This is a genomic window from Gluconobacter sp. P1D12_c, from assembly GCF_018812105.1.
GTDB classification, from domain to species: domain Bacteria; phylum Pseudomonadota; class Alphaproteobacteria; order Acetobacterales; family Acetobacteraceae; genus Gluconobacter; species Gluconobacter oxydans_A.
The window spans coordinates 287,760-311,931 of the sequence record NZ_JACSIQ010000002.1 but is presented as its reverse complement, the minus strand read 5'-3'; the positions used below and the strand labels follow the sequence as shown (position 1 = coordinate 311,931).

Genomic DNA, 24,172 nt, shown 5'->3' with positions numbered 1-24,172 from the left:
TGATTTCAGAGGCTGGCGTTGATGAGGGCGCGGGTTGTCGGGTGTTGAGGGTGCGTCAAAACGTCCGCTGTAGGCCCCGTTTCGACAATTCTCCCACCATCTAAAACAGCAATACGATGTGAAATGTGTCGGATTACAGCCAAGTCATGGCTAACAAAAATATATGACAACCCATGACGCTCCTGCAGATCCAGCAAAAGGTTCAGAACGACGGCCTGAGTGGAGACGTCCAGCGCCGAAACAGCCTCGTCTGCCACGATAACATCAGGTCGGGTTACAAGCGCGCGAGCAATTGCGATACGCTGTCTCTGGCCTCCGGAAAATTCCCTCGGATAGCGGCTGATGGCGTCTTGCGGCAGAGCCACGTCCGCCAGAACGTCAAGAACACGACGGTTCCTTTCTTCAGCACTCAAACTGGTCTGATAAAGAGGTTCTGCGACGATTTTTTCAACCGTCTGCCGAGGGTCCAGAGCTCCTTGTGGGTCCTGGAAAATCATCTGGATGTGGGGTCTGAAGCGGTGTCGGGCAGCGCCGGTGAGGGACGTAATATCCTGTTCTTCAAAGAAAATTTGACCACTTTTCGCACCGACTAAACCCGTTAGGATACGAGCCAACGTGGATTTTCCGCTGCCTGAGGACCCAACGAGCCCCAGTGTTTCGCCCTTATCTACGTGAAGCGAGACATCTTGTAGAATGATCTTCGGTTTCTGCGAGCTAAGCAGCGATGTTCCCCAGCCTGCAACATCGTACTGGATATGTCTGGCTTCCAGAAGATGGCTCATGGCTCCACCCCAGACGCCAGATTTTCTGGCACTGGTAGGCGTGTCAGCGGCGGATGGTTTACTCCGTGCAGGGACATGCTCAGTAAAGCACGTGTATATGGGTGCTGAGGTGCTGAAAAAAGTGTTTCCGTCTTTGCACTTTCCACGAGTGTCCCGTGTTGAAGAACCATAACATGACTGGCTTTATGGCGGATCAGGCTCAGATCATGGGAAATCATCAGAATGGCCATCTGATTTTCAGCAGCAAGATCCTGGACCAGATCCATGACTTCGGCTTGGGTTTGGCTATCCAGTGCGGTTGTGAACTCGTCAGCAATCAGCAGTGCTGGTTTGCACGCGATTGCGATAGCCAGGAGCACACGCTGTCGCTGACCGCCTGACAGCGTGTGAGGGTAGTCGTTTGCTGAAACCCCTGCGCGACTAAGGCCAACACGATCCAGAAGCTGATGAACGGCCTCTTTGATTTCGCGACCTGTCATGGCGGTGTGCAGTCGGAACGTATCCCCGATTTGCTGACCAATCCGACGGATTGGGTTAAGCGCGGTCATGGGCTCCTGAAAAACCATGGCAATCTTCTGACCGCGCAGGCTTCGAAACTGGCTCTCCGGAAGAGAAATGAGGTTCTGGTCTTCAAATAGAGCCTGACCTGACGTTTCAAAGCCATCGGGGAGCAATCCCATAAGCGTACGGGCAAGCGTGGATTTTCCCGAACCAGACTCTCCAGTGACAGCGACCGTTTCACCAGCGTTTATGGTGAAGGAGAAAGGGTGCAAAATGGCTGTGGAGCCAGCGCGGACTGACAAATTTTGAACGGACAGAAGGCGGCTCATGACGGCTGTCCGTTCAGTCGATTGAAAGGGCGCTCCAGAAGGTCACGCAGGCCATCGCCAAGCAGATTAAACCCGAGCACCAGAACCATCACGGTCACACCTGGAATTGCAACAAGCAGCGGATGGTCAAAAATATGGATTTGATAAGACGCGAGCGTTCGTCCCAGATCCGGCTGAGGGGGCGGTGCCCCAAGCCCCAAGTACGATAGGCCGGCTTCTGAGAGAATGGCCAACGCTAAAGACGTCGAGGCATGAACGATCAGGATAGGCGCGATGTTCGGAAGAACATGGCGAAGGATCGTATCGATTGAGTTCAGTCCTGCCATGCGGGCGGCGGCAATGTAATCGAGTACAAGAATGGAGTGCGCAGCCTGGCGTGTAATCCGGATCTGGGCTGGGATGCCGAAAAGGGCAATAGCGAGAATTTCGCCAGTGGCAGAGGCGCCTTGCGCTGTGACGAGCATGGCGGCGATCAGAATAGGTGGAAAAGCCAGTCCCAGATCTGCTGTGCTCATCACGGCTTTGCCGCGCACACCGCCGTAAGCCGCGACGAGCCCCAAGGCTGTCCCAATGACTGTCGCGAGTGTCACCGCAATTACGGCGATTACCGTGCTGTTGAAAGCCCCTGTCAGGACATAACTCGCAATGTCACGTCCGAACGGGTCCGTCCCCAGCGGGTGAGAGAAAGAAATCGGAGCGTAACGATGCGCGATATCGATCAGAGGAGAGCGGCCACCCCGCCAGATCCACGTAAGGGTTGCTGGGACAAGGCACGCCAGAAGAAGGGCACTTCCAGCAATCAGGCTCCTGTTCGTGCGAAGCAGGGTCATGCACTTTCTCCTGCAAGGCGCGGGTCCAGCCAGCGAACAACGATGGAAAGTGCCAGATTGAGCAGCAGAACACCCGCGACAATCAGCATGACAAGGTTTTGTACGACCGGTATGTCACGCTGGTTCACGGCTTCCAGAAGCAGTTTTCCGCAGCCGGGAATATTGAACACGCTTTCGACAATGATTGCGCCAGTCACCAGAACGGGAAGCTGAATGCCGATCAGTGTCAGAACTGGAATCAATGCGTTTGGAATGGCGATTTTCCAGAGAACGCCCTTGTGGCTGTAGCCTTGAGCACGTGCTGTTCGGATAAAGTCCTGGTTCAGAATATCGATGAGAGAGGAGCGCATGAAGCGTGCTGTGATGGCTGCCTGCGGGATGGTCAGGGCGACTGTGGGCAGGAAAAGAGCGCGCAGGCCGGTGAAAAATCCTGCGTTCCAGCCCGTAAATCCTCCGGCCGGAAACCAGTGCAGCGTCAGGGAAAACAGCAGCGTCATCATCATGGCCAGCCAGAAATCCGGAATGGATTTGAGGAACTGCAATGTTGCCATGACGGCAAGATCAAGACCTTTTCCACGATGAGTGGCTGCGATGGCTCCCGTGGGTAGCCCAATGAGAAGAGCGAGGCCCGTTGCCAGGAGGATCAGAGGAAGGGTGCTCTGGAAGCGCTCAAGGATCAGCCCACGAACGGGAACATCATAGGCGTAACTCGTTCCAGCCTCTCCGTGCATCAGGCCAGAAATCCAGCGCAGATACCGTGTTGCGGGGGAAGCATCGAGGCCTAGCTGGTGATGGAGAGCCGCAATGCTGTCCGGGCTTGCATCCAGCCCAAGCATCACTGTGGCAGGATCCCCCGGAAGGAGGTTCAACAGAGCGAACACGATCACACTGGCGACTGCGAGAACCACCAGTCTTCCTGAAATGGCAGAGGCAAGATTGGTCATCATGGCTGCCACGTCACATCTGCCATAGGGCAGGCTGCGATCTGCTGGTCGATCCATAAGCCGGAGATATGCCGGTTCAGAACGGTGTCCCGAGGGCGGGAATACAGGAAGACGTTGGGCTCGTCCTGCGCGAGACGATCTTGCAGGGCGATGGAGAGCCGATGCCGATCCTCCGCGTTGTCGCTGGCTTCATACTGTTCGAATAGCTCATGAAACTGCGGGTTCTTGTAATGAAAGTAGATGTTATCCCGATCGTAGATCCCGATGTCATGCGGCTCTGTATGGGCAATGACTGTCATGTCAAAAGAGCCCTGCCCAAAAACCCGGCCCAGCCATGATGGCCATTCCAAGGGCTGCAACGTGACGATCAGGCCAACCTGCTCCAGATAGGCGGCAACAATTTCGCTCGTATCGCGAGCATAGGTGATGGGCGGGTAAGAGAGCGTCAGCTGCGTCCCCGGTTTGATGCCAGCCTCTTTGAGAAGCTCTCGTGCACGTTCCGGATTGTATGGGTACCGATCGGGGAGTGCAGCATAGTCTGGGTCATTGGGAGCCATGTGAGATTGCAGGACTGTCCCGTCTCCATCGGCCCCAGCCTGAATGAGGGCCTTTCGATCGATGGCGTAGGCAAGAGCCTGACGTACGCGCAGGTCATTGAATGGCCTGCGCGCATTGTTCAGTGCCAGAATGGCTTTGAACGGAAAGGTTCCACGTACGACTTTGAGATTAGGATTTCCTGCAAAACGGCCGAGAATTTCAGGGGCAGGGAACGAGGGATAAGCGTCCAGCTCTCCCGCCAGAAGCGCATTGCTGGCAGCAAGCGGATCAGGCATGAACCGGAATGTGACAGCCTTCAGTTCTGGCGCTTTTCCCCAATAATCGGGATTACGGGACAGCGTGACGTGATCGCCTCTTTGCCAGGCTTGGAAGAGAAACGGACCTGTCCCTATGGGATGGCTGGCGTTCTTGTCTGCTGATGAGGGTGACAGGATGGAGGCATCATTCCATGCAAGCTCATAGGTGAAGCTGCCATGGGCTTTTTTGAGTGTGATATCTGTGTGGGTAGTGTCAGGGCAGCTCACATCCGCGATGTTTGTAAAGAATGTCCGGTCGGGGTTTGTGCTGGACGTCGCCCCAGCACGCAGCAGCGAAAACCGCACATTTTCACAGGTTAGGAGTGTCCCATCATGGAAATGGACGTTCTCTTGCAAAGCAAAATGATAAACGCGGCCTTCATCTGAGACAGTCCAATCCCGTGCAAGCAGGGGTTGGACGTGCCCGTCACGGTCCAGCCGGGTCAGGCCTTCAAAGACGTTGTTGTATGTGATTGTGCCGATGGCCTCGCTTGGGCTGCGGGTCGGGTCCAGGCCAGGCGGCTCAATTGAGATACCAATGCTCATTGTATCGCGCGTTTGAGCCAGTGCGGACGTGCCCAAACTCAGACCAGCCATGGTTAAAAGAGCAAAAGATGACTTCATGGGGTCTCGCCGGGAGCAGGGCGCTTGAGACCAAGATGCTCGCGCAGGGTGGAGCCTTCATAGGCTGTGCGAAACAGACCGCGTCTCTGAAGTTCTGGCACCACATAATCCACAAACGTTTCAAGGCTCTGCGGCAGAATGGGAGGCATAACGTTAAACCCGTCTGCCGCACCTTCCACAAACCATTCTTCAAGCTGATCTGCAATCTCCTTGGGACCGCCATAGATGGACCAGTGCCCGCGAGCGCCGCTGACTTCGAGATACAGGTCTCGCAGGGTCATGTTGCGCTTCTTGGCCATTTCTACGAGCAGTGTCTGGCGGCTGCGGTTTCCGTTGAAGTCTGCTGGAGCTTCTGGAAGGGGCGCATCAAGGGGGAGGCCACGCAGATCTGTGCCCGTCATGCCTCCTAGCAGAAACAACCCGACGTCAGGGTGGGTAAGTTCATCAAGTTCAGCCTTCAGATCTTCCGCTTCCATCTGTGTGCGACCAACAAGCGGATATACGCCTGGCATAACTTTCAGAGATGCAGGGTCCCGACCGATTTCTTTCATGCGGCGGTGGAGATCGAGGCGGAAAGCTTTTGCTTCCTCAAGGTCTTGCTGGGCGGTGAAGACCATTTCGGCAGTTTCCGCAGCCAGTTGGCGCCCCGGTTCGGAAGAGCCCGCCTGCACGAGAACGGGTCTTCCCTGCGGCGAGCGGGGAATATCGATCTGACCCGCGGCAGAGAGAAACTCGCCTTTGAAATCAAATGGACGCCGGCCGTCAGGCGCGAAGAATGCTCCGCTTTTTGTATCTCTCAGGAATGCATCGTCGGTCCAGCTATCCCAGAAATTCTCTACAATCTGTGCAAATTCGCGGGCCTGACGGTAACGGTCTGCATGCGGGACATGACTTGGACGCCCGTAATGAATGGACTCCTTGACGTTGGCCGTTGTGACAAGGTTCCATCCAGCGCGTCCGCCGCTGATCTGGTCTAGCGAGAGAAACTGCCGGGCAAGGTGATAAGGCACCGAATAGGTCGTGCTGACCGTACCAATCAGGCCAATCTTATCTGTTGTGGCAGCCAGTGCGGAGAGGAGCGTCAGAGGTTCGAAAGATGCCGCATATGTCATTCTGCGGAAACCATCGATTGTCGCTTCGTCAATGGAGCTTGTAAAATCAGCGATAAACACGGCATCAAACAGCCCCCGTTCAGCGAGGCGTGCCTGTTCAAGCTGGCGTTTGAAATTGCTTCCTGCGTCAGGGGCGGATCCTGAGTGGCGCCAGGCTGCCGCATGATGGCCGGTCGGGAGAAGAAATGCGGCGAGTTTCATCTGGGGAGCCATGGATCTTGATCTCTTGCTTATGTCGCGGTCAGAAACACAAAAAATTGTTGCATCCACAACATAACCTGTTGTGAATCGTTTTTCTATACCTTAAACGCAATTAAATAGTTGTTTCCATTAACAACTAAAAAACTTAGTTATTAGGCGGAACCGATGCACGACGTACTTACTGCTCCGCACCGCAGGAATGCCCTCCTTGTTCGTGGGCGTATTGCACTGATTTCCAGCGTTGCATTTCTGCCGCTCTGGAATGTTGCTGCGGCTGCGGAAGAGAATGCCCAGACGAAGAAGCCTGCTCAGGCTACGTCCCGCAAGGGCAGCGCGCTTTCTGCAAAATCTGCTCATGCATTGGCTGCGCCTAAAGTTCACGCATCTGAAGCCTCCCGCGTTGAAAACGTTGTTGTGACGTCGGAGCGCAGGGCAGACAGCCCACAGAATATTGGTACGTCGATCAGCGTCGTTTCCGCAAAAATGCTGGAAAATCGGAACATCAATAATGTGTTCGATCTCCAGTACGCTACGCCATCGCTTCAGATCCAGCCGTCCTACGGCAGTGGTCAGTTCACTTATACGATCCGAGGCGTCGGATTTAGCAATTACTCCAGCAACAACTCCCCGACTGTGGGTATCTATATCGATGAGGTGGCGAACCCGGTCCCGTTCGGCATCAACGGAATGATGTTTGATATGCAGCGCGTGGAAGTTCTGCGCGGTCCGCAGGGCACGCTGTATGGTCGGAATACAACAGGCGGTGCGATTAACTATATCACGAACAAACCGACCGATAAGCTGGTGGGCGGCGTGAGTGCCCAGTATGGCCGTTTCGACAGTGCCAAGATCGACGGTTATATTTCCGGCCCAATCAACGACAAGCTGAAGTTTCGCCTGTCTGGCGAAACACAGCAAGGCGGGGCATGGCAGTACAATCCTGAAGCTCAGGCCCATCTCGGGAACGTCAATCGTGGCGCGGCTCGCCTGTTGGTGGATTATACCCCATCAGAGAGCTGGAAGGTGGAGTGGAACCTACATGGTAGCCGGGATCGCTCTGACGGAACGGGCGTCTATGCGTGGGAGCCTATCACCAGCCTCAGTTCCACCAATCCAATGCCTGCGTCCACCAGTCGTTATAATACCCGCTGGGGGACTTCGGAGCAGTTTGCCAAAGAAACTGGTCTGACGCCGGATCAAAAGCCATACAGCCATATCGATACGGGGGGCAGCAGTCTGCGGGTTGAGAAGCATCTCCGTGATTTCACGATCACGAACCTCGCCAGCTACGATTACATGCAGCGTGACGAATACGACAATTTTGATGATTCCTCACTCTCTCTGGCAGACGTGAAGTTCAATACGCGGGCTAATGTCGTGGCCGATGAGCTGCGTTTCTCATCCAATACATCTGGTCGGCTTCACTGGATTGGAGGCATTTACTACGGTCACCAGTGGCTGAATGACCGTTACCAGTCGGGGTTTGAGGCTCTTTACAATACGGATGGAGACGTCCGTTATTCGCAGACGGTCAATACAATCAGCGGCTTTGGTCAGGTGACATACGACCTCACGCCGAAGCTTCAATTGGTTGGTGGCATTCGCGTCGAACACGAGAAGCGCACACTCGATAACGTCTATGCTCATTACCTCGTCGGCGGGGTGGTAACGAACCCGCAGAACGCTGTCGCCCAGCAGTCGCAATCCTATACGTTGCCATCTGCAAAATTCAGCATCCAGTATCATCCGTTCAGCCATGACATGACGTATTTTACCTTCAGCAAGGGTGTGAAATCCGGTGGCTTCACGGTGTACAACTCGTCTGACGTCACGCAGATGACCAATCCGTTCAAGCCCGAGCAGCTTTATTCTTTCGAGGTGGGAAACAAGCTAATTCTGCCGAGGTATAACCTGCGGGTAAATGCTGACTTCTTTTACTATGATTATTTTGACCGTCAGGTTCAGTCCATCGCCTATAGCCCGACGACCGGCTCCGCGATTGGTCTGTTCGTAAATGCGCCGCGCTCCCATATGTTTGGTGGCGAATACGAAATCGAGTGGTCCCCGATCCCGGGGCTGCACGTGGCGCAGTCTGGGGCCTATGTCGAAGGTGCTTACGATAAGTTCAGTGCTGTCACGAGCTCAAAGCAGGTCAATGGTGTATGGGTCGGTGTCACGCAGGATGTGTCTGGACGTGGGATCGAGGTGCCTCATTTTACGGCCAACGGTTCCGTCGATTATACGTGGCGCGTTGGAAAATATGATCTCGTTTCAGGTGTGGATTACAGCCTGCGCACCACGAGTACGGCTCTGAACTCCGCCAATACCATTCCGGGCTATACGTTATGGGGGGGGTATATTTCGTTTGCGCCCCGTAAGGGCCATTGGAAAATCGAGGGTATTGGTCGCAACATCACCGACAAACACTATGACGTGACACGCGGCTATTTTGTGGGTGGAGACAACATTGCAGTTGCTGGCCGACCAGCAACTTGGGAAGTCCGTGTTCGCGCAGACTTCTGAAAAAGCGAGGGATGGCGTTTTTGCCATCCCTCTGACGTTTTTCAGAACGAGGCCGCCACGGTGCCAAAGAACATGCGTGGAGGGGTAGGATAACCCACATACGTTGAGCCATCTCCCGCGGTGATGGTGGACCAGGAGCGCGTGTTCGTCAGGTTGCTGACGTTGAACTGGAGCTTAAGGCTCTGCATGTGCGGGATGTGCTTGAACGTATAACCCGAGCTGAAACCAAGCTGGAACCTTGGCGGCACCATGACGGTATTCGTGATTGTACCGGGACGGACGCCCATATAGGTTCCGAAGAGCTGAGCGTTGAAGCCTGCCTGATTATAGTTGATGGCGAACTTGTCAGACCAGACAGGAATAGCCGGGACTTTCTCGCCTTTTGTTGTGTAAAGCGTGGTGCCGTCCATGAAATCGCTGCCGTAAATGCTGCTGACATAGGATACGGCATCATAAATCGAGAAGTGCTGCCCGAACCTTAGTGTGAAGGACAGATCCATACCATTTGTCGAAACGCTGCCCAAGTTGGCGACAGTGCCACCAACGCCGGAAATTCCCTGATTAGGCGGCTTGATCGAGCCAAGACGATTGAAGAAATCGACATGGTAATATTCCAGCTGACCACTGATCCCCGTGAGGGGGCCGAGAAAGAGTGGTCGATTGGTTCGGATGCCTGTTTCATAGGTCCAGGACGTTTCTGGTTTTCCTGTTTTCTTGAAGTCTTCAAATGCTTCCTGGCTGGTCACGGCCCAAGGTGACGTGCTGCCATATCCAGTCTGGGCAAACGAATTCATGTTTTCCTGAATGTTGGCGAATAACTGCTCATGGGGCGTGAAGCTCCACAAGGCACCAAAAGCAGGAAGAAAGGGCTTGTAAGACGGGATCGTTCCGCCAGCCACTGTGTGAGTGCTGGTATCAACAATCGTTTTCGCACCTTTAACCGATGATGCAAGTGACTGCGGCAAAGCAGCGACGGGCAACGTGCCGTTGGTATAAACCATCTCGGACTTGAAGCCTGCTGTCAGGGTCAGATGGGGCGTTACGCGCCAGCTATCCTGCAGGTGTGTGACAAACGTGTTCGTGTAAAACGCATTCATCCACTGAGTAAAAAGAGGATTGGTCGCGCGCTTATACGGCGTCAGCGTGTCCGTTGCGGTGAGCGGATACCAAAGACGCCCCTGTGTATTGTTGTTGCGTTCGTACCATCCGCCAACCTCAATATTATGGTGGCCCAGATGATAGTGCAGGGTGCTGGTCAAGCCTCCGCGATAGTCTTCATACTCCGTCGTACGAACAGCAAAACCTGTTCCTCCGGTTGCATTCCAGACCTTTGGGTCAATTCCGGCATTGCTATACGTAAACTGACCATTCTTGATGTATTTGGATCCAGTGGGGTCCAGGTAGCTCCCGAGGATCGTCAGGATAGCGTTGGTACGAATAGACGTTGCAACCACACCCGCGCCATCGTCATAGTGAAAGTAAAGCTGGTTATCCCACGTCAGGTTTGGAGAAAATTTGTGCGAGATTTTCAGATAAGTGAGGTAATCGGTTCGCTGCGCTGCTGAGTAATAGTATTTATTATTAGGCGCTCCCGGTGCCGCTGATTTGGAGCTCATGGCAGGGTAATTGGCCATGGCAGCGTTCAAATCAGGGAAAAACGCACCACGAGCATAAAGGTCTGTAGGCGCTGTCAGGCCCTGTGTGTTAGGTTCTGCCTTGTCTTGCCAGTCAAAGTACGCCGTGATGGTAGTGTTTTCACCTTTGTGAACAAATTTGCCATTTACCTGATAGCCACCCTGTCTATTTCCTTCACCGAGATTCCAGGGTCTGGCATCCTGCCGTGAGAAAGAGACATAGGCCGCGTTTCCGTTTCCAAAATTACCTGTATCTAGACGGGCATAGGTGCGAAACGTGGAATAGCTGCCGAAAGTCTGCCGGATTGTTGCGCCGGCTTTTGCTTTCGGGTCCCGCGTATTGAACTCAATCGTTCCGCCCAGGTTACTGGTGGACGCTGTTCCGAGTGCGCCCGCTCCAGAGGATAGGGACGTTTGGCCAATATTTTCGCTGATGGCGGCTCGTTGAGGGGAAAGGCCATTATAATTGCCGTAAGCGCCCGCACCGAGCGGCACACCATCAAGGGTGTAGCCGAGCTGGCTGTTGGAGAAACCGTGAACGTAAATGCTTGAGTTCTGCTCGTTGTTGCCCCACGGATCAACATTGGTGAACGTCACGCCCGGCAAGAGATCCAGAGCCTGCATCGGGTTCTGACCCGGCATCATTTCCTGCATCTGGTCGCCGCTGATGCTCAGCACAGACCGTGTTCGATGGCCTGTTGCAACAATCTGCTCAATGTCGCGCTCATCCCGGGTCCGCGATGCGCGTATGTGTTTTGGGAGGCGTTTTGTAGCGACACCACGTCGAATGACCATTCCGCCGCCTGGAGCAACCTCGGCAACCAGACCGCTCCCACTAAGAAGCCGCGTCACGGCTGCGTCAGCTGACAGGGGGCCATTAACGGGCGGAGCCTGAAGGTGGTCCACCAGTTCAGGAGAGAAAATGACGCTCTGTCCGGTCTGTTGGCTCAGGGCTTCCAGTGCCTGTGCCATTGGCTGCCGGTTAATGTGAATATTCGCTGCGGCTGACGGTGTAGCCAGAGCAGAATGGGTCAGAATGGTCGTCCCTACAGTCAGAAGCAGAACTGCGCGAAGGGGGCACCGGACGTTGACGGCCATGTATTCTCTATCCTGTTGGTGATCGCAGAAGGCGGTCTCAACAGGAAGACAAACGAAAACTGAAAAACCTCAGCATTGTTCAACGGTTTTCATGAAACCGTCATAAAGCACGAAAGATGAAAACGTTTCCCTGTTCCTGGAGGGTCAAGGGAAGAAGGCGCGGAAGCATCCGCAAAAACATCTCGCCCTGTGACACAAAATAAACCCCGCTTAACCGCATATTTGAAACAGTCGGCGACGCCAGAATGATCTGACGTTCGCTATACCGTCGGATTTCTGAAACAGCATCCTGCAGAGGCGTATTGCGGAAAATCAGACGTCCGGTTTGCCAGGAAAGAAGCGCTTCGATGTTGGGATAATCGATGCTCACCGCACCATTCTGGGCAATGCGAAAGCGCTGCCCCGTGCGGATCCAGATATCACGCGCGGCAGTTGTTCCGCTTCGGAGTAAAATCCTGCCTCTAAGCGCCGTGATGTCTGTGCAGTTCTGTTCCATGCGGACATTAGCTGAGGTCTGTCGTGAGAGCCGAACTGTGAGGTTTCGAACTGAGAGGTGGAAATCTGATGGGCTTTCAGGGGAAAGCAGCACTTGTCCGTGCTCCAGTCTCGCGCGGTGCCCATCTTCAGACAGCGTCATCCGGCTTCCTGAATCCAGGAGGCATGTGCCGTAATCAGGCAATGCAATGCGAAGAGTATGCCCAGTCGATGCCTGCAGAACACGTGATGCCCGGGCAGTCTTGTTCATCGGTACAAGTGCGATGAGCGCAGCTGAGGCAAGGGCCAATGCACTTCTACGCCCTAACGGAAAACCATGCGTGTCTGAGCGTTTTGCGGGCGTTGCAGGAATGCTTTGTGTTGAAACCCCGCCGCCAAGCTCCCAGTAATCCGTCAGGAGTTCAAAAGTGTTGGCGTTACAGGTGTCCTCACGCATCCACTGTACAAAGCGGGCACGGTCCGTGTCGTTACAATCGTCAGCGTGCAGGCGCGCAATCCAGAGGGCGGCCTGTTCCCGAACTGCGAACTGCTTTTCGGAAGGCATTAATGGTCCATCCAGGAAGCAAGGAAGACAAGTGCTTTTGCAATATGCTTTTCCACGCTGCTTTCGCTCATTCCCAGCGTTAAAGCAATCTCCCGATACTTCATTTTTTCAACACGATTGAGAAGAAAGGCCTGCCTTGTCTTTTCGGGAAGCTGTCTGCAACCCTCGTGGAAGCGATCCATTCTTTGGCCTGACGCATAAACGTCTTCCTGGGATGGCCCGGGATCTTCTATTTCTAATGTAATATCCCGGTCATCGCTGAAAGATTGCATGCGCGATGAGGCTTTTTTCAAATCATTGAGATGCAGGTTGAGCGCACTTCTGGTGATGTATGCCTCCGGATGCGTCACGTCGTCTTTGGCGCGTTCATAATAATTCGCCAGCGCCGTCTGCAGATGATCTTCCGCATCGTCGCGATGTGTCAGGCTTTTGATGCGACGGCAAAGGCGCAGCCATTCCTGCTGACAGGGAAACCAGTTTTCCGCCAAAGGTTTTATCATCCTGTTTTAAAGATGGACTGCCTGAAGCGCTCCATTACGGATTTTGGCGGGGTGGGTCTGTGACAGTTTCATGAAAAGAGGCTGAAGGGCATGGGCAAACGCCCTCATTCGCTGTCTTGGAAAGAGTGCGACCGCTCGATTCCAGCGAAAGATTTTCCATCATGCTTTTAAACCGCCGACGGGTACTGACAGGTCTGGGAGCAGGGCTCCTGTTTTCCTATCGCCTGAAGCAGTTGTCTGCTGCCGTCCCGCATAATCTGGACAAGACTCCTGAGTTTGATGCATCGCCCTTTCAGTTGGGTGTAGCATCCGGAGATCCGGCACCAGACGGTTTCGTAATATGGACACGCCTTGCGCCGCACCCGCTGGAAGAGGCGGGAGGAATGAAGCGCCTGAAGCCTGTTCTGGTGGACTGGGAAATCAGCGAGGATGAGCGTTTTTCAACGCGCCTGCGGTCAGGGCAGACCATTGCTCACCCAGAGCTCGCTCATTCCGTTCATGTTGAAGTTGATGGACTTCAACCAGATCGGCCTTACTGGTATCGTTTCCATATTGCGGGACATGAGAGCTCGATAGGTCGTGCCTGTACTTTGCCGTTGCCCGGTGCAAGCGTGCAGCGTGTAAGGTTTGCCGCCGCAGGGTGTCAGCACTACGAATTCGGATATTACAGTGCCTGGCGGGCTATCGCGAACGAGAACGTCGATTTTGTTTTCCACTACGGGGACTATATTTACGAAGGAGCCGATATCGGCGCAGGTGTACACACCGTTTATGGAAAGCCATTTACGGCGGTCCGTCGGCACATCGGGCCAGAAATCTATTCCCTCGACGAGTATCGCCGCCGTTACGCGCAGTACAAAATTGACCCGGATCTACAGGCTGCTCATGCCGCTGCGCCCTGGCTGGTAAGCTTTGATGATCATGAAGTTGATAATAACTGGGCAGGGGATACCGATCAGGACGGTACTCCGGCGGATATTTTCCGTCTGCGTCGGGCATCCGCCATGCAGGCCTATTACGAACATATGCCCCTTCGTATCAGCTCTCTTCCGGACGCCAGTCACATGCAGATGTACCGAAGCTTCCGCTTTGGTGATCTGATGAATACGTTCGTGCTGGATACCCGTCAGTACCGGAGCGATCAGGCTTATGGTGATAAAGACGTTCCGCAGGGACCAGATGTCTGGTCACCCGAACGTACCATGATGGGACAGCAGCAGGAGGCTTGGCTTTTCAACGGGCTGGGACAGTCTGACACGCGGTGGAACCTGCTGGCGCATCAGGTGATGGTTATGGATCTTGCTCACCGGAAGTCAGCCCATTCGGAGCTGCTTTACAGCATGGATCAGTGGTCCGGTTATATGCATAGCCGTAACCGACTGCTTCAGTTCATCGGAGAGCACTGCCCTGGAAACGTGGTCAACGTGACGGGGGATGCACATCGGCATTATGCGGGCAATCTCGTGATTGATCCCGCCAAGCAGAAGCCAGTGTCGGTGGAATTTCTGGCGACGTCCATTTCGTCAGGCGGTGATGGCGTTGGAGATAATGACGCCCATAGCCAGTCGGTTCGGCGTGAAAACCCGCATCTTAAGGCAACGACAGACAAGCGTGGCTATGTGTTGTGTGATGTTGGCCGGGATGTCTGGCGAGCAGATCTTAAAACTCTGGATCAGGTGAGCAACCACGATGGACAGCTCTCAACCTACGCCAGTTTTGCAGTTGAGCGTGGCAACCCAGGCCTTCAAAAGGCCTGAGTCGATATTCCGACCATCAGGGCGTTTCGTCCTGATGGCTTGAGGTCATGCGAAAGCAGGTCAGCAAGCCTGCGAGAGACGTAAAGAACAGAACCAGTCCCATCGGTAAGGCACTGGTTTTGCTCAGCCCGACAAGAGGAGCAGCAACGCCGCCGACCAGAAGGTTGAGAGAGCCGAGAATGGCACTCGCACTTCCTGCACGGTGGCCCTGCTTGGCAATGGCGAGAACAAATGTAGCCGTCAAAATCATGCCGATGCACGTCATGTAAAGGAAGATGGCTGCCACCAACAGGAAGAGCGGTCCTTTCAGTGTCGCGATAAGCGTGATCAGTGCGGCTGCGGTTGTAATGCAGATCACGGATGCCCGAAGCATTGTATTGGTGCGCGCCATGCTGCCTGCACGGCCAATCAACCAACTGCCCCCGACGAGTGCCAGACCATTAATTCCGAACAGAAGACTGAATGTCTGGGGCGAGACGCCGTAGATGTCCTGATAGACGAAGGGCGTGCCGGCCACATAGGCAAAGCTGCCGCCATGGATCAGTCCCACAGTCAACGCATGCCCAAGGAATTCCCGGTCCGTCAGGAGACTATGGAATGTCTCTAGCGTCGAGCGTGCTGAATTGGGGAGGCGGCGGTGTAATTCAAGCGTTTCATTCAGGCGCCCCCCGACCAGGCCTAGCGCCACGACGCCAAAGCCTGTCAGGAACCAGAACATGGTGCGCCATGTTGCTGATGGCAGGGCCAGAATGGCTCCACCCATCATTGGTGCCACCATAGGGGCGACAGCATTGATGATCATCAAGCGAGAAAAGAACCGTGCGAGGTCCGGCCCATTAAACACGTCTCGCACCACTGCCCGCGACAGAACCAGTCCGGCTGATGCTGTGAGGCCCTGAAGAAAGCGGGCAACGATGAACGCTGTGATGCTGGATGAAATGGCGCAGAACAGGGATGACAGCGCAAAAAGCGCCATCGCTGCCAGCAACGGCCCTTTCCGGCCGCGTGAATCGCTGAACGGGCCCACCATGAGCTGTCCCAGAGCCAGCCCGACCAGAGTGCTGGTCAGGCTGAACTGAACTGCGGTCTCTCCAGCGTGAAAATCATGCCCGATACTGGGGAAACCCGGCAGGTACATGTCGATGTTAAGCGGACCGAGACAGGTCAGCAGTCCGAGGATGAGGATAAGATCCCGTTGGGCGGGACGTGATGTCTCGGTAGTGGGATCAGTCATGGACTGGAACCTTGATAATGGTGACGCCAGAGGCAGTCATGCGGGTGAGTTCGTCTGTTGGGGCATCATCGGTAACGATCAGGGTCTGGACAGTTTCAAGAGGGGCAACGGGGAAGCGCCCTCCGGACCCGATCTTGCTTGCTTCGGCCATGATCACCACGCTTTCGCTCCGGCTCAGAACCTCACGTTTGAAGGCGGCTTCTTCATGGTCCCAGACACTTGGTCCTTCGGCGGAGATGGCCCAGACTCCCAAAGAGCAGAGATCAAAACGGTAATGCTGAAGAGACTGGACAGCGACTGAGCCTGTTACGCCACCCGTTGTTCCTTCCAGACGTCCACCAATCATAATGGTTTCAATCTGGTCTGCGTCGCTCAGGGCAACAGCAACGGCGGGACTGGATGTGACCACAGTCAAAGGTGTATCGCGGGGAAGCGATCCGGCCAGCGCAATATTGGTTGAGCCTGTGTCGATGAAGACAACCTGCCGTGGCTTGAAAAGCGTTGCGGCCTGACGTGCGAGGGCGTTCTTCAGCGGAACTTTTTCGCCCATTCTCGCCCGGATATGAGACGCATTGGGCTGTAGCCGTAGTGCGCCGCCATAAACGCGGCGACATTCTCCTGCTTCAGAGAGCTCACGCAAATCGCGCCGAATCATATCGACCGGGACGGTCCATTCCGTGGCCAGATCAGCCGCGACAACACGGCCGTGGCTTCGCAGACGGGCGCGAATGTGGCTGAGACGTTCGTCCTTGAGAATGGGACTTTCTCCGAAACGGGTTAAAACACGCGCAAACCGTCATAAACGCGCATAACCTGTCAAGAAGTTTTGCATGTCCTTCTGTTTTGAAAGGGCAAGTGTGGCAGATCAGAAACTCAGGACAGCATCCAGATTGAACCACAGCATGTTGTTCGTCCCGTTATTCACCGTTCTGGAGGAGACTGTGCCGGATTGATTGAAGGGGTGTGTTCCATTCAGGGATTTGTCCAGACGGATTTCAGGTCGGACGGTCAGGCTGGCTGGACCCAGATGTCGGTTGATGAAGCTGGGCCGGTACGCCACCCCGACTGTCAGGTCTCCGTATGTGGTCGGCAGGGCGTTATAATACTCGAACGGGCGGTTTCTCAGCGAGTTTGTGTAGGACATATCGCTGGAATACTGGTTGATGATGCCGCCAGTGTTGTCTCGGAAGATTTCACCTCGGACGTTGAGTGTGAGGGATGGCCGGATGTCCCACGACAGATATGAAGAAACACCATATGCATCGTCGCGCGACGCATCGTCATGCAGATAGAGAGCTTCTGCCATCACGGACAATGCATCTGTCACGTGATAGGTGGCGAGAAGGTCCGCATTATACTGCATGAGATCGTTGGCGGACCGCCCGATGCCTGCACTGCTCCATCCGGCGGGTGAGACGATCGTGCGGCCATTATTTGCCTGCGGGCCGAAATGTCCAATGGCATGAACATTCAGCTTGCCGCCCATCAGATTATTCCAGGCAAAGCCAAAGTAGCCTTTGGGGCGACTATTGTTTCCAGCGCCTCCGAAGGTTGTAGAATTGCCTGCATCGATGCCAAGGATCCAGTCCATGTGATGGCTCAAATGCATCGTGGCCACGACGCCGACCGTCTCGAAGGGAACGATATAGTCGGCGGCATAATTGAAAGAATAGAACGGGCGGGCGAGGGCTGGTGTGCCTTCAGCACCCATCAGACCGTACATTTGACCAGCCTGGAAATCGATACCGTGGTGGAAAATCCATGGCGTATGGATGTCGATATGGGCCTGTGTCGGTGCCCACTGGTACAAGCCGCTAATCGTACCGTCGCCCATTCCGATCGTTGGGTCGAAACGTGAGTCAGATCCGTACATCATCTCTACGACAAACCCGATCCCGTAACCGCTTCCGATGGAGGTGACGGGATGGGAGAGAGAGCCCATGATCTGGTTAAGGGTCACGGTATTCGCGCGATCCAGATAAAACTGCCCGAAATTGCGTCCAGATCTCGTCCACGGGTTCCCGCTGATACCAGCTTCGACCGTGAGATGTCCGACCAGGCCATCCCAATAGGTAAGGGGACGTCCTGCTTTGGGGGAGAAAAGATTTCCGGCTTTCAACGCTGGAAGATCAGGATCTCCGGCATCGTTCGTATGAGATGCTGTTGGCGGTGGTGTAGGGTGATTGGGATTAGGCGTGCCGTTTGGCGTGATAGTCGTGTTTGAAGAGGCCGCCGCCTGCGCATAGGCGAAAGACGGCAGGGCGGTTCCGGCCAGCAGACAAAAGACTGCCATGACGTGTTTTTTTGACACGCGAAATTCCGTTCCTGAAGGTTTCGGAAGGGTCGTGAAGAAAAACGGATCAGATTTCTGACGCTGCCTGCTTCTGCCCGTTCTGGTATTTCCGCATGAAGAAGAGGCTCAGTATCGTCATGAAGGCCACGTAAATCAGGCAGACTTCTGGGTTGTAATACGTGACGGCAACCAGAAGGATCACAGCGCCTGCCAAGGCAACGCCCGGAAGAGCCGGGTAGAGCGGTGCACGATAACTGCGCGCAAGATCTGGTTCCGTCTGGCGTAGGCGAAACAGGCTTACCATGCTGAGAATATACATCGTCAGCGACCCAAAGACGGCCATGGTGACAAGCGTTGCCGTCAAAGACTGGCCGTGGATCGAAATGACGTCATCAGAGAAAATGGCAGCAATGCCAATAACGCCACCGGCAATGGTCGCGGTGTAGGGAGTGTGGAAGCGTGGGTGCACCTTGCCGAGAACAGAAGGTAAAAAGCCTGCCCGCGCCATTGCGAAAATCTGGCGCGCATACCCCATGATGATCCCGTGCAGAGACGCGACAAGTCCAAACAGACCCAGCCAGACCAGCATATGCAGCCAGCCGCTATGTGCGCCGACAACATGCTTCATCGCCTGAGGCAGGGGATCATTCAGGTTGGCCAAAGCGTGCCAATCTCCCGCACCACCAGCAAACACCATGACGCCGAAAGCCAGTGCGACCAGCGTTAGAACACCCGCAACGTAAGCAATGGGGATGGATCGGCGAGGATTGCTGGCTTCTTCCGCCGCCATGGCCACGCCTTCGATAGCCAGGAAGAACCAGATGGCAAAAGGAATGGCCGCGAAGATGCCACCCATAGCCTCCAGTCCGAAATGAGGTGCAACGCCCCATCCGTCGTGCAGGAAATTGTCCCATGAAAATGCGGGAGCAACGACGCCCATGAATACCAGCAGCTCAATGATTGCGGCGATTGTTATGAACAGTTCGAACGTGGCGGCAATATGGACCCCCACGATATTGAGTGCCATGAAGACGATATAGGCGCCCAGTGCTGCCACCTTTGGGTTCAGATGAGGAAACTGAACGTTCAGATAGGCTCCGATGGCAAGCGCGATGGCTGGTGGTGCGAAAATGAATTCAACCAGTGTGGCCAGACCCGCAATCAAGCCACCCCAGCGCCCGAGGGCACGCTGGCTGTAAGCAAACGGGCCGCCTGCCTGCGGGATGGCACATGTCAGTTCCGTGAAGCTGAAAATGAAACTGGTGTAAACGAGCGCGACAAAGACTGTGGCAATCAGAAAGCCTAACGTCCCCGCTGTTGCCCAGCCGTAGCTCCATCCAAAATATTCACCCGAAATGACGAGACCAACTGCAATTCCCCAGAGATGAAACGCACTAAGGGACTTGTTGAGATGCGTTGGAGCAGTGCTCATTGGTCATTGTCCTTTTCCAGGGTGGGAGTGGTGTTTTCAATCAGAGGGGCATCTGGAGCCGCGTCTTTGAGGCCGACGCCTGTGAGTTTCAGATGGCGGGCTTCACGCATGAGCCAGGCCAGCTTTGTCGCAGCGGCTGGGATGGTCATGCCATGAGCATGAATGTTGGAGAGGCAGTTCCGTGCTGAGTCCGGGCAGCCCACAAAAGGCGCATATGTCAGGTACACGCCCAGACTATCCGCGACGCTGAGACCGGGTCGCTCGCCAATCATCATCACAACCATTCTCGCTCCGAGAGTGACGGCAATGTCGTCCCCCAGAGCGACGCGTGCCTGTGTCGCAATAACCAGTGGGGCGATGTTCCAATCCGGAAGGCGGCTCTTCATGGCCTGAAAGAGCGGGATGGCATTTTGCTGGGTGGCAAAAGAAGAGAGACCATCGCCCGCGACGAATACTACGTCCCACTCACCTTGTGTAAGAGTGCCGAGCGTTTCTGGGGCCAGCCGGCGGCCAAGATCGGGGCGACGCAGATAAGTGGAACGGTCTGATGCGCGGCTATGAACGATCAGATAGGGCTCAGACCCCAAAGTTGCAGTCAGGGCTGAAACGTCCAAAGGTGTGTGAACCGCGTCCCGGGCTTGGGCGTGAGAGGCCTGGAAATCGAGCACATCCTCGGTTTTCAACGCGTTTCCTGCGCGACCCAGGCCGATCCGGGCACGGGTCAGACGCCGCAAATCCTGCCAGAGGTCTGCTGTGTGCAGTGGAACGGAGGGCGCGTTGCGATCATCCGTCATGGTCAGCGCGCCATTTCACCAAGAAGGGTCTGGCCGGGTGGAATATCCAGCATGCGCTCCGTATGCTGGTCATAGAGGCCCATTTTTTCCAGCCAGCCTGCAAATTCCGGAGCAGGCTTAAGACCCAGAAGCTTCCGAAGGCTCAGAAGGTCATGGAACGACAGGCTCTGGTAATTGAGCATGATGTCATCAGCTCCCGGCACCCCGATCAGGAACGTGATGCCAGCGGCTCCCAGCAGCACCATCAGGTTGTCCATGTCATCCTGATCCGCTTCAGCATGATTGGTGTAGCAGGCGTCACACCCCATCGGGACGCCTAGCAATTTCGCACAGAAATGATCCTCAAGCGCCGCACGGATGATCTGCTTTCCATCATACAGATATTCCGGCCCAATGAACCCAACGACGGTATTGACGAGAAGGGGGTCGTAGGCGCGAGCCACAGCATAGGCTCGGGCTTCTACAGTCTGCTGATCAACGCCGTGATGGGCATCGGCGGACAGTGCAGCGCCCTGACCCGTCTCGAAATACATGACATTGTTGCCAATGGTGCCCCGATTCAGCGCTCGGGCGGCCTCATGGGCTTCCTTCAGAATTGAGAGGCTAACCCCGAAACCGTCATTGGCTTTTTGGGTGCCTGCGATGGACTGAAACACCAGATCAACCGCGCCGCCACGGTTCATGATCTCAAGCGTGTTGGTGACGTGTGTCAGAACGCATGTCTGTGTGGGAATGTCATAGCGCTGGCGGGCATGGTCCAGCATCTCCAGCAGGGCAAGACCATTGGAGACGCTGTCTGTTGCCGGGTTGATGCCAATGACGGCATCGCCCATGCCACGCAAAAGACCATCAAGCGTAGAAGCAGCAATACCCCTCAGATCATCTGTAGGGTGGTTAGGTTGCAGCCGTGTGGACAGACAACCTTCGAGGCCGATGGTATTGCGAAATTTTGTGAGGACGCGGATCTTGCGCGACACTGTCATAAGATCCTGATTTCTCATGATCTTACTGACGGCAGCGGCCATTTCTGGTGTGATGCCTGGAGCTGCGGCTGCCAGTGCTTCTGTCGTGGCGTCTTCGGATAGCAGCCAGTCCCGAAAGCCAGCAACAGTCAACGATGAGAGCCCCGAGAAGGCGTTCTGGTCGTGCGTATCCAGAATCAGGCGCGTCACGTCATCCGTTTCGTAAGGGATGAGTTCTGATTTCAGAAATGTGTCCAGGGGGAGGTCTGCGAGAGCGTAACGGGCAGCAACGCGTTGAGCGTCGGAAGAGGCAGATAAGCCCGCGAGTTCATCACCAGAGCGGGCAGGAGACGCTTTGGCCAGCAGCGTCTTCAGATCATCAAAGGTGTACTGTTCCCCTCGCAGGGTGCATCTGTAAGCCATGGCCAGAGTCCTCTGCCTTTGCTCATCCCGAAAGTCGCATTTGGGAGAATCAAGGTTTTGTCCGTTATCGCAATTATATCTCTTTCGGACCGAGTTTGACTTGACCCGAAACAACAACGTTTTGACATTTGACGACAATACGCCCAACACTCGTGTCAAGTGAGCAGCAACAGGAAGACACCATGTCATCCTTTCCCAAGTCTTCCGGATCAGACGTCTATGTCCTGGCGGCCGCCGCTGCTGGTGTGGAAAAATTCCTTACGGAGCAAGGCGGAGACATGGACCGGATCGCTGGGCGGTCGGGTCTTTCAACGCATCAATTCGCCATGCCAACAGATGCATTGAATCTGGGCGCGTACTGCCGTCTGTTTTCCGAAGCCGAAACAGATACGCATGACGGAAACATCGGTCTGCATTTCGGGCAACAGTTCAGACCGAGGCAACTCGGGCTGATTGGTTACATCGCGCTTTGTTCAGAAACAGTGGAGCAGGCGGCGCAGAATCTGGCGACTTATTTCGGGTACCATCAGGCCCAGACCATCACACGGTTTGTTGAAGCGGATGATCATGTCCGGCTTGAATATATGATCGCGGACACGGCCATTCAGGACAAACGTCATGATGCCGAGCTGACGATGGGCATGTTTGCCAATATCTTAAGGGCTGGTCTTGGTGCGGACTGGTGCCCGCAGGACGTTCTTTTTGCTCACGAGCAACCGGAACAGGCTTCTGAACATCGAGAAGCGTTTCAGGCCGATATACGCTTTTCTGCCGGGATGAATGCTTTGGTGTTCCGGAAAGAGGGGCTGAAAAAGCCCATGCCAGACGCTGATGCTGCCCTGCTGCAGGTGATGAAATCTTCACTTGTGGCGTTGGCGCGAGGGGCGGGGCACACGGTGCCTGATTCAGGGCAAAGTCTCAAAGAGCAGGTTATGGTTCAGGTCCGAAAGTCGATGCGGCAGGGCGGCTCTGAATTCTCTGACGTGGCGGAAAAACTGTCCCTTTCGCCCTGGACCCTTCAACGCAGACTAGCCCAACTTGGCCTTTCTTATTCCGGTCTCCTGGATGAGACACGCCAGATCGATGCGTTGCGGTATCTGGCAGAACCGAACAAAGATGTCAGCGAGATTGCGTCTCTCCTTGGATATACTGAAACCAGTGCTTTCAGCCGCGCGTTCAGACGATGGTTCGGGGTCTCTCCGCGGGTCTGGAGACAGCAGAACAGCGTCTCAACGAGCTAACTGATGGTCGCACGTTCATCCGTCCGTGTGGTATGGAAGAGGAATGAGTGTTGAAGTCATGCCCGGCCTGTTCCTGCGGGAAGAGGACCTGAGAGTTACCTATATTCTGGCGTCTGGCCCAGGTGGTCAGAACGTCAATAAGGTTGCGACAGCTGCGCAACTGCGTTTCGATGTCTCCGGCTCTGCTGTTCTTTCAGAGCGGGTACGAACCCGCCTTTTGGAAATTGCGGGAAGTCGTGCGACCCGGGATGGGGAAATCGTTCTGACCGGGCGGCGTTTTCGAACGCAGTTACGCAATCGGGAAGATGTTATCGAGCGTTTGGCAGAAATGATCCGTGAAGCTGCGCATCGACAGGCCTACCGGGTGCCGACACGCCCCGGAAAAGGAGCCCGGCAGCGCCGACTGGATGGAAAAGCCCACAGGGCCGGGATCAAACGCAATCGTCGCATCCGGCTTGATGATTGAGAGGGAGAACAGATACATGACGTTCCAGCTTTCTGCCCTGGAATGGGGCGCAGGACCCAAGGTTCTTGAAGTCTTTCTGGAACCGACCTGCCCATTTTCCGTCAAGACCCTACGCAAAATACCAGATCTCCTTCAACTTGCGGGGCAAGACCGCCTGACGGTTCGCGTGCGGCTCCAGTCCCAACCGTGGCATATGTTCTCCGGCGTCATTGTACGGGCCATTCTGGCTGCATCTTCGCTGGACGAGGGCCGGGACGCTGCGTTAGCCGTCATGACGGCTGTTGCAGATCATCGGGAAGAGTTCGAATTTACCGATCACTGCCGTGGACCGAATATGGACGCTACACCGGCAGACATTCTACAGCGTATTGAGGTTTATAGCGGTGTCCCACTTGCTGAGGCCTTTGTTCGTCCCGAGTTGACGGCAGCAGTCAAATGGCATGCTCGTTACGGTCGCCAGAATGGCATTCATGTCTCGCCAACCTTCATGGTGGATGGTCTGATTGATCCAGCCTTCAGTAGTGGCGACAGTGTGGAGGAGTGGGGAGCCAAGCTGTTTCCCGTAAAGGACTGACGAGACAGAGAGATTGGACGTTATG

General features: G+C 55.0%; 20 protein-coding genes. 5 read left to right on the top strand and 15 right to left on the bottom strand.

What is annotated here, in order from left to right; translation table 11 throughout:
* Positions 1-5: 5 nt before the first annotated feature.
* From KP705_RS03275 to KP705_RS03250, 6 genes are read right to left on the bottom strand one after another with little or no spacing between them, the layout of a single operon-like run.
* Positions 6-782 (bottom strand): ATP-binding cassette domain-containing protein, encoded by a 777-nt coding sequence (locus tag KP705_RS03275; RefSeq protein WP_046901903.1) that lies wholly within the window; start codon positions 780-782, stop codon positions 6-8.
* Complete coding sequence (locus KP705_RS03270) at positions 779-1,612, bottom strand: ABC transporter ATP-binding protein (protein WP_046901902.1); 834 nt, start codon at positions 1,610-1,612, stop codon at positions 779-781. The genes KP705_RS03275 and KP705_RS03270 overlap by 4 nt, the downstream gene beginning before the upstream one ends.
* Positions 1,609-2,442, bottom strand: coding sequence for an ABC transporter permease (locus KP705_RS03265; protein WP_215764006.1), 834 nt, complete (start codon positions 2,440-2,442; stop codon positions 1,609-1,611). Before KP705_RS03265 ends, KP705_RS03270 begins: the two co-directional genes overlap by 4 nt.
* Positions 2,439-3,389 carry an ABC transporter permease gene (locus KP705_RS03260; protein WP_235271833.1) on the bottom strand — a complete coding sequence of 317 codons (951 nt, stop codon included), beginning with the start codon at positions 3,387-3,389 and terminating at the stop codon, positions 2,439-2,441. Before KP705_RS03260 ends, KP705_RS03265 begins: the two co-directional genes overlap by 4 nt.
* Positions 3,386-4,864: an ABC transporter substrate-binding protein gene (locus KP705_RS03255; protein WP_052750091.1), complete on the bottom strand. Its 1,479-nt coding sequence runs from the start codon at positions 4,862-4,864 to the stop codon at positions 3,386-3,388. Before KP705_RS03255 ends, KP705_RS03260 begins: the two co-directional genes overlap by 4 nt.
* Positions 4,861-6,189, bottom strand: coding sequence for an LLM class flavin-dependent oxidoreductase (locus KP705_RS03250; protein WP_046901900.1), 1,329 nt, complete (start codon positions 6,187-6,189; stop codon positions 4,861-4,863). Before KP705_RS03250 ends, KP705_RS03255 begins: the two co-directional genes overlap by 4 nt.
* Before the next feature lie 153 nt (positions 6,190-6,342).
* Between KP705_RS03250 and KP705_RS03245 the strand changes: the two genes are divergently transcribed.
* Entirely contained in the window at positions 6,343-8,700 is a 2,358-nt protein-coding gene (locus KP705_RS03245) for a TonB-dependent receptor (protein ID WP_215764005.1), read from the top strand.
* Between the two features lie 41 nt (positions 8,701-8,741).
* Here KP705_RS03245 and KP705_RS03240 read toward each other — a convergent pair whose 3' ends face one another.
* From KP705_RS03240 to KP705_RS03230, 3 genes are all read right to left on the bottom strand, one after another.
* The gene (locus tag KP705_RS03240) at positions 8,742-11,432 is read right to left on the bottom strand and encodes a TonB-dependent receptor (RefSeq protein ID WP_215764004.1); all 2,691 of its coding nucleotides are present in this window, start codon (positions 11,430-11,432) and stop codon (positions 8,742-8,744) included.
* 100 nt (positions 11,433-11,532) lie between these two features.
* Positions 11,533-12,471: a DUF4880 domain-containing protein gene (locus tag KP705_RS03235; RefSeq protein WP_215764003.1), complete on the bottom strand. Its 939-nt coding sequence runs from the start codon at positions 12,469-12,471 to the stop codon at positions 11,533-11,535.
* The gene (locus KP705_RS03230; RefSeq protein ID WP_252348199.1) at positions 12,471-12,959 is read right to left on the bottom strand and encodes an RNA polymerase sigma factor; all 489 of its coding nucleotides are present in this window, start codon (positions 12,957-12,959) and stop codon (positions 12,471-12,473) included. The genes KP705_RS03235 and KP705_RS03230 overlap by 1 nt, the downstream gene beginning before the upstream one ends.
* A 173-nt stretch (positions 12,960-13,132) precedes the next feature.
* On the opposite strand from KP705_RS03230, the gene KP705_RS03225 reads away from it, so the two are divergent.
* Positions 13,133-14,728, top strand: a complete 1,596-nt coding sequence (locus KP705_RS03225; protein ID WP_215764002.1) for an alkaline phosphatase — start codon at positions 13,133-13,135, stop codon at positions 14,726-14,728.
* Positions 14,729-14,744: 16 nt separating this feature from the next.
* Here the strand turns inward: KP705_RS03225 and KP705_RS03220 are convergent, their stop codons facing one another.
* The 6 genes from KP705_RS03220 to KP705_RS03195 form a co-directional block, all read right to left on the bottom strand.
* A complete protein-coding gene (locus KP705_RS03220; RefSeq protein ID WP_215764001.1) occupies positions 14,745-15,962 on the bottom strand; it encodes a Bcr/CflA family efflux MFS transporter in 1,218 nt (405 codons plus the stop codon).
* Positions 15,955-16,692, bottom strand: a complete 738-nt coding sequence (locus KP705_RS03215) for a DeoR/GlpR family DNA-binding transcription regulator (RefSeq protein ID WP_308267184.1) — start codon at positions 16,690-16,692, stop codon at positions 15,955-15,957. The genes KP705_RS03220 and KP705_RS03215 overlap by 8 nt, the downstream gene beginning before the upstream one ends.
* 135 nt (positions 16,693-16,827) lie before the next feature.
* Complete coding sequence (locus tag KP705_RS03210; RefSeq protein WP_046901893.1) at positions 16,828-18,273, bottom strand: outer membrane beta-barrel protein; 1,446 nt, start codon at positions 18,271-18,273, stop codon at positions 16,828-16,830.
* A gap of 49 nt (positions 18,274-18,322) precedes the next feature.
* A complete protein-coding gene (gene eat, locus KP705_RS03205; RefSeq protein ID WP_211513858.1) occupies positions 18,323-19,687 on the bottom strand; it encodes an ethanolamine permease in 1,365 nt (454 codons plus the stop codon).
* Positions 19,684-20,481 carry an ethanolamine ammonia-lyase subunit EutC gene (eutC, locus tag KP705_RS03200; protein ID WP_215764000.1) on the bottom strand — a complete coding sequence of 266 codons (798 nt, stop codon included), beginning with the start codon at positions 20,479-20,481 and terminating at the stop codon, positions 19,684-19,686. Before eutC ends, eat begins: the two co-directional genes overlap by 4 nt.
* A gap of 2 nt (positions 20,482-20,483) precedes the next feature.
* A complete protein-coding gene (locus tag KP705_RS03195) occupies positions 20,484-21,866 on the bottom strand; it encodes an ethanolamine ammonia-lyase subunit EutB (RefSeq protein WP_215763999.1) in 1,383 nt (460 codons plus the stop codon).
* A 182-nt stretch (positions 21,867-22,048) separates the two neighbouring features.
* Between KP705_RS03195 and KP705_RS03190 the strand changes: the two genes are divergently transcribed.
* The 3 genes from KP705_RS03190 to KP705_RS03180 are packed head-to-tail and all read left to right on the top strand — an operon-like array spanning position 22,049 to position 24,147.
* Complete coding sequence (locus KP705_RS03190; RefSeq protein WP_215763998.1) at positions 22,049-23,107, top strand: AraC family transcriptional regulator; 1,059 nt, start codon at positions 22,049-22,051, stop codon at positions 23,105-23,107.
* Between the two features lie 43 nt (positions 23,108-23,150).
* On the top strand, positions 23,151-23,573 hold the full coding sequence (gene arfB / locus KP705_RS03185; protein ID WP_046901888.1) for an alternative ribosome rescue aminoacyl-tRNA hydrolase ArfB: 423 nt from the start codon (positions 23,151-23,153) through the stop codon (positions 23,571-23,573).
* A 16-nt stretch (positions 23,574-23,589) separates the two neighbouring features.
* Positions 23,590-24,147 carry a thioredoxin gene (locus tag KP705_RS03180; protein WP_046901887.1) on the top strand — a complete coding sequence of 186 codons (558 nt, stop codon included), beginning with the start codon at positions 23,590-23,592 and terminating at the stop codon, positions 24,145-24,147.
* The last annotated feature ends 25 nt before the right edge of the window (positions 24,148-24,172 follow it).

Excerpts from the sequence above, each read along its gene's own strand:
- KP705_RS03275 (WP_046901903.1), bottom strand. The coding sequence starts at position 782 with ATGAGCCATCTTCTGGAAGCCAGACATATCCAGTACGATGTTGCAGGC.
- KP705_RS03270 (WP_046901902.1), bottom strand. The coding sequence starts at position 1,612 with ATGAGCCGCCTTCTGTCCGTTCAAAATTTGTCAGTCCGCGCTGGCTCC.
- KP705_RS03265 (WP_215764006.1), bottom strand. The coding sequence starts at position 2,442 with ATGACCCTGCTTCGCACGAACAGGAGCCTGATTGCTGGAAGTGCCCTT.
- KP705_RS03260 (WP_235271833.1), bottom strand. The coding sequence starts at position 3,389 with ATGATGACCAATCTTGCCTCTGCCATTTCAGGAAGACTGGTGGTTCTC.
- KP705_RS03255 (WP_052750091.1), bottom strand. The coding sequence starts at position 4,864 with ATGAAGTCATCTTTTGCTCTTTTAACCATGGCTGGTCTGAGTTTGGGC.
- KP705_RS03250 (WP_046901900.1), bottom strand. The coding sequence starts at position 6,189 with ATGGCTCCCCAGATGAAACTCGCCGCATTTCTTCTCCCGACCGGCCAT.
- KP705_RS03245 (WP_215764005.1), top strand. The coding sequence starts at position 6,343 with ATGCACGACGTACTTACTGCTCCGCACCGCAGGAATGCCCTCCTTGTT.
- KP705_RS03240 (WP_215764004.1), bottom strand. The coding sequence starts at position 11,432 with ATGGCCGTCAACGTCCGGTGCCCCCTTCGCGCAGTTCTGCTTCTGACT.
- KP705_RS03235 (WP_215764003.1), bottom strand. The coding sequence starts at position 12,471 with ATGCCTTCCGAAAAGCAGTTCGCAGTTCGGGAACAGGCCGCCCTCTGG.
- KP705_RS03225 (WP_215764002.1), top strand. The coding sequence starts at position 13,133 with ATGCTTTTAAACCGCCGACGGGTACTGACAGGTCTGGGAGCAGGGCTC.
- KP705_RS03220 (WP_215764001.1), bottom strand. The coding sequence starts at position 15,962 with ATGACTGATCCCACTACCGAGACATCACGTCCCGCCCAACGGGATCTT.
- eat (WP_211513858.1), bottom strand. The coding sequence starts at position 19,687 with ATGAGCACTGCTCCAACGCATCTCAACAAGTCCCTTAGTGCGTTTCAT.
- eutC (WP_215764000.1), bottom strand. The coding sequence starts at position 20,481 with ATGACGGATGATCGCAACGCGCCCTCCGTTCCACTGCACACAGCAGAC.
- KP705_RS03195 (WP_215763999.1), bottom strand. The coding sequence starts at position 21,866 with ATGGCTTACAGATGCACCCTGCGAGGGGAACAGTACACCTTTGATGAT.
- KP705_RS03190 (WP_215763998.1), top strand. The coding sequence starts at position 22,049 with ATGTCATCCTTTCCCAAGTCTTCCGGATCAGACGTCTATGTCCTGGCG.
- arfB (WP_046901888.1), top strand. The coding sequence starts at position 23,151 with ATGAGTGTTGAAGTCATGCCCGGCCTGTTCCTGCGGGAAGAGGACCTG.
- KP705_RS03180 (WP_046901887.1), top strand. The coding sequence starts at position 23,590 with ATGACGTTCCAGCTTTCTGCCCTGGAATGGGGCGCAGGACCCAAGGTT.